Here is a 10,147-nt window from a genome sequence, read left to right on the forward strand (position 1 = left end):
GCCCTGCCCGCCGAGGACCTCGAACACCTCCTCACCGACCATCCCGACCTCAGCATCGCCGCGCTCAACGGGCCCCAATCCACGGTCGTGGCCGGGCCGCGGCAGCCACTGGAAGAGCTGCTGTCGCCCCTGGAGCAGCGCGAGATCCGGGTGCGCCGCATCCCCGTCGACTACGCCTCGCACGCCCCGAGCGTCGAAGCCATTCGAACCGAGCTCGACGTGGCCCTGGCACCCGTACGCCCACGCCAGGGCGACATCACCTTCTATTCCACCGTCACCGGAACTCCGCTCGACGGCACCGAACTCACGGCCGACTACTGGTTTCGCAACCTCCGGCAGCCGGTGCTGTTCCACCCCACGGTCGAAACCCTGGTCTCCGGCCGCACCATCTTCATCGAGCCGAGCCCCCATCCCGTCCTCATCCCGGCGCTCGAGGAATCCGCATCGACCGTCACCGCCATCGGCACCCTGCGCCGCGACGACGGCGGCCACACCCGGCTGCTCATCGCCGCCGCGACGGCGTGGACCAACGGCATCGACGTCGACTGGGCCGCGCAACTCTCCGGCGCCCGCCGAATCTCCATGCCCACCTACTCGTTCCAGCACACCCGCTATTGGCTGAGCGGCCAGGACAACGGCGCGGCGAATCTCGCGGCGGCCGGGCAGACGGCGCTGCGCCATCCGCTGCTTTCGGCGCGCGTCGACCAGCCGGACGAGCGGGAAGTGCTGCTCACCGGTCGGATCTCGCTCGAAACCCACCCCTGGCTCGCCGATCACGCAGTCGCCGGTGTGCTGCTGCTGCCAGGAACGGCCGTGCTGGAGATGGCGGTGCGGGCGGGCGACGAGGTCGGCTGCGACCTGGTCGAGGAGCTCACCCTCACCGCGCCGCTGCCGGTGCCGGAACGCGGCGGAATTCAACTGCGCGTGCGGGTCTCAGCGACCGGCGACGGCCGCCACACGGTCACCGTCCACGCTCGGCCGGAGGACGTGCTCGCAGGTGACGCGTGGACTCTGCACGCGAGCGGCACGTTGACGCGTTCGGCACACCCGGCCGAGCCGATGTCCGACGCCCAGCCAACGCCCGGCGCCGAATCCGTGCCGATGGACACCGTGTATGAACGCCTCGCCCGGCACGGCTACTCCTACGGTCCCGCGTTCCAGGGCCTGCGCGCCGTATGGCGTTCGGGCCGTGACGTATTCGCGGAGATAGCGTTGCCCGAGGAACAGCGCGCGGCCGCGGAACGGTTCACCCTGCACCCCGCACTGCTCGACGCGGCAGCACAGACCGTCCTGCTCGCGTCTCCGGCGTCGGACGGCGCGCCATCGGTGTTGCCGTTCGAGTGGCGGAACTTCACCGTGCACACCACCGGAGCTGTCGCGGCGCGGGTGCATCTGCACACCGTCTCCCCCACCGAGGCCCGGCTGTCGATCGTCGACACCACGGGCGCGCCGGTCGCGCGGGCCGAGGCGCTCGTGCTGCGTGCGGTGGACCTGGCCGGGCTCACCCGACTCGGCGCCGGGCACGGAGACGCGCTGTTGCGCGTCGAGTGGACCGTATTCACCCCTGCCTCAGTAGTACTCGCGGATATCGTCTCGCACGTCGAGGTGTCGGACGCGGCCGAACTCACCGCGCTGGCCGCGGCGTTCGACGAAGGCGACGCCGAGCTGCCGAGCCTGGTGTTCGCCCGCCTCGACCTGCGTCCCGACGAGGGCACCGAGCCGTCGGCGGCGCAGGCGCGCGACGAGGCGGTGCGGGTGTCGGAACTGCTGCGGCACTGGCTCGCCGAACTGCTCTTCGACGAATCCCAGCTGGTACTGGTCACCCGGCACGCCGTGCAGGCGCTTCCGAACGATCCGGCGTCCACCCGGTTCGCGACCGTCTGGGGCATGGTGGCCGCGGCCCAGACCGAGCATCCGAACCGGTTCGTCCTCGCCGACGTGGACGATGCCGACGCGTCGTATCAGCGGCTGCCGATCGCGGTGGCCAGCGGCGAGCCGCAGATCGCGGTGCGCAAGGGCCAGCCCTGGTCCCCTCGGCTGGTGCGCGCGGGCGCGGCAAGCCCGGCCGACGAACCGGTCGATGTCGACGGCACCGTCCTGATCACCGGTGGCACCGGAACTCTCGGCCGTCTCATCGCTCGGCATCTCGTCGACAAACACGGTGTGCGCCGCCTGCTGCTGGTCAGCAGGCAGGGCCCGCACGCGCACGGCGCCGCCGAGCTGCTCGCCGAGCTGCGGGCCGCGGGTGCACATGCCGAGATCGTCGCGGGTGACGTCGCCGACCGGCGCGAGCTGACGCGACTGTTCGACGACCTGCGCGACACCCACCCGGTGACCGCCGTGCTGCACATCGCGGGTGCGCTCGCGGACGGCGTCGTCGAGTCGCTCACGCCGGAACAACTCGACACGGTCCTGCGGCCGAAGGTCGACGCCGCGGTACACCTGCACGAACTGGCCGACGAGCACGACGTCCGCCGCTTCATCCTGTTCTCTTCCGCCGCAGGGGTTCTGGGCTCCGCCGGGCAGGCGGGATACGCGGCGGCGAACGCCTTCCTCGACGCCCTGGCCCGCTACCGGCGGCAGCGGGACGCACCCGCGGTATCGCTGGCGTGGGGGTTGTGGGACGAACGGAGTGCGCTGACCGCCGACCTCACCGACACGGACCTGAGCCGCCTTGCCCGGCTCGGTATCGGCGCGATGCGCACCGAGTCCGCGCTCTCGCTGTTCGACGCGGCCTGGCACGGCGAGCACGACGACGCCGCGCTGGTTCCGGTTCGGGTGAATCCCGATGCGCTGATCGCTTCCGGCGCGCCGATACCTCCGCTGCTGCGGGATCTGGTTCGGGTGCCGGTGCGGCGGGCCGCTGCTCGGCTGGACGACGACGCGCCGATACTGGCGCACATCCCGGCCGACCGACGGGCGACCGTGCTGCTCGAACTCGTCCGGACCCGCGCGGCCGCGGTGCTCGGGCACAGCGCCGCCGGCGGAGTGCCGTCGGCGCGCGCGTTCCGCGACCTCGGGTTCGATTCGCTCGCCGCCGTCGATCTGCGCAACCGCCTCAATGCCGCGACCGGTCTGCGCCTGCCCGCCACCGTCGTCTTCGACCACCCGAACCCGACCGCGCTCGCCGAACACCTCGAGCAGGCGCTGTACGGACGCGCGGACACCGCGCCGGACACCGTGCCCGCACGGCAACTCGTCGACGATCCCGTGGTCATCGTCGCGATGAGCTGCCGGTTCCCCGGCGGCGGTAGCAGTCCGGAGGCGTTCTGGCAGTTCGTTTCCGCCGCGGGCGATGCCGTTTCGGTCATGCCGTCCGACCGCGGCTGGGACCCGGCCGCACCGCGCGAGGGGGCGTTCCTGTACGACGCGGCCGAGTTCGACCCCGATCTGTTCGGGATCTCGCCACGCGAGGCACTCGCGATGGACCCGCAGCAGCGGGTGCTGCTGGAAACCTCCTGGGAACTGTTCGAGCGCGCGGGCATCGATCCGATGTCGTTGCGGGGCAGCCGAACCGGCGTCTTCGCCGGTGTGATGTACCACGACTACGGCGCCCGGCTGACCGACGTGCCCGCCGATGTCGAGGGTTATCTGATCAACGGCAGCGCGGGCAGCGTCGCCTCCGGACGGGTGGCCTATGTCTTCGGCTTGGAGGGGCCCGCGGTCACCGTCGACACCGCGTGTTCGTCGTCGCTGGTCGCGTTGCACCTCGCGGCGCAGGCGCTGCGCTCGGGTGAGTGCGACATGGCGGTGGCCGGTGGTGTCACGATCATGGCGACGCCCGCTCCGTTCGTGGAGTTCAGCAGGCAGGGCGGACTGTCCGGGGACGGCCGGTGCAAGGCCTTCGCCGACGCCGCCGATGGCACCGGCTGGGGCGAGGGGGCCGGACTGTTGCTGCTGGAACGGCTTTCGGAGGCCCGGCGCCACGGTCATCCGGTGCTGGCGGTCGTGCGTGGCTCGGCGGTGAACCAGGACGGGGCGTCCAATGGGCTTACCGCTCCGAACGGTCCCGCGCAGCAACGAGTGATCCGTCAGGCGCTGGCCAACGCCGGTCTGCACCCCGCCGAGGTGGACGCGGTCGAGGCGCACGGCACCGGAACCCGGCTCGGCGATCCCATCGAAGCCCAGGCGCTGCTTGCCACCTACGGGCAAGACCGGCACGAGCCCCTGTGGCTGGGCTCGGTGAAATCCAATATCGGCCACACCCAAGCCGCCGCCGGTGCCGCGGGCATCATCAAGATGATCATGGCTATGCGGCACGGCACGCTGCCCCGCACCCTGCACGTCGATCAGCGGACCGCCGAAGTCGATTGGGACACCGGCAAAGTCGCGCTGCTCACCGAGCAGCGGAGCTGGCCCGAGCACGACCGGCCCCGCCGCGCGGCGGTCTCCTCCTTCGGGGTGAGTGGCACCAACGCACACGTCATCCTCGAGCAAGCACCGGCGATCGAGCCCGGTACGGGCGACCAGCGCGCGCTGCCCGTCGTGCCGTGGCTACTGTCCGGACGCGGCCCAGTCGCGTTGCGGTCCCAGGCGATTCGGCTGGCGACAGGGTTGGCCGACGCAGAATCTATGCTCGATGTCGGCTGGTCACTGGCCACCACCCGGGCGGCACTCGAGGATCGCGCGGTCGTCCTCGTGGCCGACGAGACCGACCGGGTAGCGGCACTGCGCGCGCTCGCCGAAGGGGTCACGCACCCAGCGGTGATCACCGGACGTGCCGCCGAGGGCGGAGTGGCAATGGTGTTCTCCGGCCAGGGTTCCCAGCGGCTCGGCATGGGCCGCGCCCTCTACGATGCCTACCCGGTGTACGCGGAGACGTTCGACGCAGTGTGCGTCCAACTGGACCCGCACCTACCAGAACCATTGCGGGACATAATCTTCGGCGACGACGCGGAACTGCTCAACCAGACTAGATATGCGCAACCCGCATTGTTCGCACTGCAGGTTGCCCTGTACCGGTTGTGGGAATCGTGGGGCATCACACCCACCGTCGTGGCCGGGCACTCGATCGGCGAGGTCGCCGCCGCACACATCGCGGGGGTGCTCACCCTCATCGACGCGGCGGCGCTGATCGCGGTCCGCGGCCGGTTGATGCAGTCGTTGCCCGAAGGCGGGGCGATGGTGGCCGTCGACATAGCCGAGAGCGACATCCTGCCCATGTTGGACGGATACCACGACCGCATCGGCATCGCCGCCGTCAACAGCCCGAATTCGGTTGTGCTGTCGGGTGATCGCGGCGCGCTCGCGGAACTCACCGAACGCCTCGACGGGCACCGGACCAAGTGGCTACGCGTCTCGCACGCCTTCCACTCGCCCCTGATGGAGCCGATCCTCGTCGAATTCCGCAGCGCCATCGCCGATGTGACGTTCTCGGCACCGACACTGCCGATGGTCTCGACCGTCACCGGAGCGCTGATCGACGCCACCACCCTCGCCGATCCCGAGCACTGGGTCCGGCACGCACGGCAGCCGGTCCGCTTCGCCGACGCGCTCACCGCGATCACGGCGCACGCCCCGGCCGCGCATCTCGAGATCGGCCCCACCGGCTCGCTGACCGCCCATGTCACCGGTACCGCCGTCGCGTCGCTACGCCACGACCAGCCCGACCGGGTGGCACTGGCCACCGCACTCGGCCACTTGGTTGTCGCGGGCCTGAATCCGAACTGGCACAACTACTTCGCGGACGCGAATGCACGCTCGGTGCCGCTGCCGACCTACGCGTTCCAGCGCAGGCACCTCTGGCTGGACAACCAGCCTTCCGGAGTCATCGATCTCGGTGTCGCGGGTCTGGACAGCGCGGACCATCCGATCCTGAAGGCGTCGGTGACCTTCCCTTCGTCGGATCGGATACTGTTCACCGGCCGCGTATCACTGGACTCCCAGCCGTGGCTCGCCGACCACCTCGTGCACGACGCGGTGTTGTTCCCCGGTACGGCGTTCGTCGATCTGGTGCTGTACGCGGGGCGCCGCACCGGCTGCGCGCGGGTGGCGGAGCTCACCACGAGTGTCCCGCTGGTCCTCACCGACACCGAAGGCGTCCAGATCCGGGTCGAGGTCGGCGAGTCGACGGAGGGCCGCCGGACGGTCGCGGTGTTCTCCCGGTCGGAGGGCGCGGAACCCGACGAGCCATGGGCGCGCCACTGCGACGGCGTGCTGGACGCGGTATCCGCGGCAGAGCCCGTCGAGCCCGTCCGGTGGCCGCCCGCGGACGCGGAGCAGGTAGACCTCACCGATTTCTATGCCCGGATGGGCGAGACCGGCATCGCCTATGGTCCGGCGTTCCGTGGCCTGCGTGCGGCGTGGCGCAGCGGCGACGAGATGTTCGCCGCGATTCAGCTGCACGACACCACAACCGGTTTCGCCGTGCACCCGGCATCGTTCGACGCTGCGCTGCACCTCACCGCGGTCGACGCCGACGCGCAGGCGAACCTGCCGTTCCACTGGTCCGGCATCACACTGCATGGTAGTGCGGGCGGTGAGCTCCGAGTCAGGCTCGTCCACAGCGGCCCCGACGAGGTTTCGCTCGACCTGGCCGACGCATCCGGCGCGCCCCTCCTCTCGGTAGCCTCGCTCGTCGGGCGGCCGGTCGCCGAGGTCCGGCCGCGGGCGTCCGCCGCCCTGCGGATGGACTGGCAGCCGGTCGTGCTGCCGCCCGTCACTGAACTTCCAGCTGACGTCGCACTGCTCAAAGTCGTTGTTCGACAGTCGGATCGGGGCGACCTTGCCGAATCGGCCCGTCGCACGGCCGAACATGTGCTGGATTCCGTGCAGGATTGGCTCGCGCGCCAACCCAGCACCGCCACCCGGCTGATCGTGGTGTCCGAGGGGATCAGATCCGGCGATGCGGACCGCCGCCTGCCCGCCGCCGCGGTGTGGGGGCTGGTGCGATCGGCGCAAGTCGAACACCCCGGCCGGCTGGTATTGGTCGACATGGACGGCGGCGCCGATCGACTCGCGGCCGCCGTGGCTTCCGGCGAAACACAGATCGCGCTGCACGCGGACGATGCTTTCGCGCCGCGGCTCACACCTCGGGTGCTGTCCGCCGCCGACAGCCGAGGCTGGGACGGCACCGTGCTGATCACCGGAGCGAGCGGAGCGCTTGGCGGCCTGGTCGCACAGCATGTGGTCCAATCCCACGGGGTGCGGCGACTGCTGTTGGTCAGCCGTCGTGGCGCCGACGCTCCCGGCGCCGACGGCCTGGCCGCCCGATTGGGTGAGCTCGGCGCCGAGGTGGAGTTCGCGGCATGCGACGTCGCGGACCGGCAGGCGCTCGCCCGGTTGTTGGCCGCGGTGCCCGAGCGGTGGCCGCTGTCTACGGTGGTGCATTGCGCGGGCGTAGTCGACGACGCGACACTGGCGGGTCAGTCGGGCGAACGCCTGCGGACCGTGTTCGCGCCCAAGGCCGACGCGGCGTGGCATCTGCACGAGCTGACCCGCGATCTGGAGCTGTCGGCATTCGTGCTGTTCTCCTCCGCCGCCGGCGTGCTCGGTTCGGCCGGGCAGGCGAATTACGCCGCAGCGAACGCGTTCCTGGACGCGCTGGCCGAGATCCGAAGGGAGCGAGGGCTTCCCGCGCTCTCGCTGGCGTGGGGCCTGTGGGGCGGCACCGGCGGCATGGCGGGTGAGCTCGGGGATGCCGATCATCGCCGCCTGGCACGTACCGGTGTGTTACCGATCCCGGCGCAGCAGGGCCTGGCGATGTTCGACGACGCCCTCGGCTCCGCGGAGGCGCTCGTCGTCCCGCTGCTGCTGAATCGCGCGGCACTACGGGGTGCGGCCGACGTTCCCGCCGTATTGCGCGGCTTCGTGCCCGCGGCCGCGCGCGAACTCGAATCCACCGAGCGGGCCACCGAATCGCTGCGGGATCGGATCGGCGGGGTCGTCGGCCCGGAGCGCAGCGCTCTGCTGCTCGACACGGTGCGTGCCGAGGTCGCCGCGACGCTCGGCCACACCTCCCCCGCCACGCTCGATCCGCACCGGAGCTTCACCGACCTCGGCTTCGATTCGCTCACCGCGGTCGAGTTGCGCAACCGGCTCACCGCCCGCACCGGGGTGCCGCTACCGGCCACCCTCGCGTTCGACCACCCGTCGCCGACGGCACTCGCAGCGTTCCTCGACGACGAATTGCCCGGGGCCACCGACACTCTGCTCGCCGAACTGGACCGGTTGGCAACGCTGCTGCAGGTCGAGTCGGCGGCGGACCACGAGCAGGTCGCCGAACGCCTCACCAGCCTGCTCACCGCCTGGAACCTGCGCTGGGCGGAGAACGGGAACGGACACCGCGGCACCGACCTTGCCGACGCCACCACACCGGAGGAATTGATGGAGTTCATCGACCGCAACCTCTGACACGGTCCGTACCGAAATTCGTTCGAACTGATAGGTGGTTTGTGCGCATGGCGCAAGAGGAACAGCTCTTCGGCTATCTCAAGCGGGTCACCGCTGATCTCCAGCAGGCGAGGGAACGCCTGTCGGAGGTGGAGAACCGGGACCGCGAACCCATCGCGGTCGTGGCGATGGCATGCCGGTTCCCCGGCGGTGTCGACAGCCCGGAAGCGCTGTGGAACCTGGTGTCCTCGGGCAGTGACGCCATTTCGGCGTTCCCGCACGATCGTGGCTGGCCGCTCGACGAGTTGTTCGGTGGTGAGTCCGGCGCGTCCGCCGTTCGCGAGGGCGGATTCCTGCACGACGCGGCCGATTTCGACCCGGCACCGTTCGGCATCTCGCCGCGCGAGGCGCTCGCGATGGACCCGCAGCAGCGACTACTGCTGGAAACCGCGTGGGAGACCCTCGAACGCGCGGGACTTGACCCGATGTCGTTGCGCGGCAGCAAAACCGGCGTATTCACCGGCGTCATGTACAACGACTACGCGGGACGTTTCGAGCGGGTCCCGGACGAGGTGTCGGGACACCTCGGCAACGGAAGTGCGGGCAGCATCGCCTCGGGCCGCATCTCGTACACCTTCGGTCTCGAGGGTCCGGCGGTCACCATCGACACGGCATGCTCGTCGTCGTTGGTCGCGCTGCATCTCGCCGCGCAGGCGCTGCGCTCCGGCGAGTGCACTATGGCGCTCGCCGGTGGCGTGACCGTGATGTCCACGCCGAGAACGTTTGTCGAGTTCAGTCGGCAAGGCGGGTTGTCGACCGACGGGCGGTGCAAGGCGTTCGCCGCCACCGCGGACGGCACCGGCTGGGGCGAGGGCGTCGGCCTGCTGTTGCTCGAACGCCTCTCCGACGCGCGACGCAATGGCCATCCCGTGCTCGCGGTCGTGCGCGGATCGGCGGTCAATCAGGACGGCGCCTCCAACGGTCTCACCGCACCCAACGGCCCTGCCCAGCAACGCGTCATCCGGCAGGCTCTCACCAATGCCGGGCTGCGGCCCGCCGACGTGGATGCCGTGGAAGCCCATGGCACCGGAACCCGGCTCGGCGACCCGATCGAAGCCCAAGCGCTGCTCGCCAGCTACGGCAAGGACCGCGAGCACCCACTGTGGCTGGGATCGGTCAAGTCCAACATCGGCCACACCCAGGCCGCCGCCGGTGTCGCCGGTGTCATCAAAATGATCATGGCCATGCGGCACGCCACCTTGCCCCGCACGCTACACATCGAAGAGCCGACCACCGAGGCGGATTGGAGCACAGGCAAAGTCGCCTTGCTCGCCGAGAACCAGCCGTGGCCCGAGCAGGATCGGCCGCGCCGCGCGGGCGTGTCATCGTTCGGCATCAGCGGCACCAACGCCCACGTCATCCTCGAACAGGTTGCGGCGCACGAGGTCTCGGACTCGACACGGCAGGCACCGGCGCCGACGCCGACGCCCTGGGCACTGTCTGCGAAAACGCCTGCGGCACTGCGCGATCAGGCCCGGCGACTGATGACACTCGACAAGCCGAACCCGGCCGACGTCGGCTGGTCGTTGGTCTCCTCGCGCGCGGCGCTGGATCATCGCGCGGTGGTGGTCGGTGATGACCACACCGGATTGCTGGCCGGGCTGCGGGCGCTGGCGGACGGGACGCCACACCCGGCGGCGGTCGAGGGCACGGCCGACTCGGCGGGCAAGATCGTTTTCGTCTTCCCGGGCCAGGGTTCACAGTGGGCGGGCATGGGTGCCGAACTACTCGACAGCTCACCGGTATTCGCCGAATC

Annotated in this window: 2 protein-coding genes; both read left to right on the top strand. The window is 70.5% G+C overall.

From position 1 onward, the window contains the following. Positions 1 to 54 precede the first annotated feature (54 nt). Entirely contained in the window at positions 55 to 8,352 is an 8,298-nt protein-coding gene (locus ACIBCN_RS44310; protein ID WP_396998873.1) for an SDR family NAD(P)-dependent oxidoreductase, read from the top strand. 47 nt (positions 8,353 to 8,399) lie between these two features. Further along, positions 8,400 to 10,147: type I polyketide synthase (locus ACIBCN_RS44315; RefSeq protein WP_396998871.1), on the top strand; the 1,748-nt coding region annotated here is incomplete at its 3' end.

This window comes from Nocardia sp. NPDC051052 (assembly GCF_044456045.1).
GTDB lineage: Bacteria > Actinomycetota > Actinomycetes > Mycobacteriales > Mycobacteriaceae > Nocardia.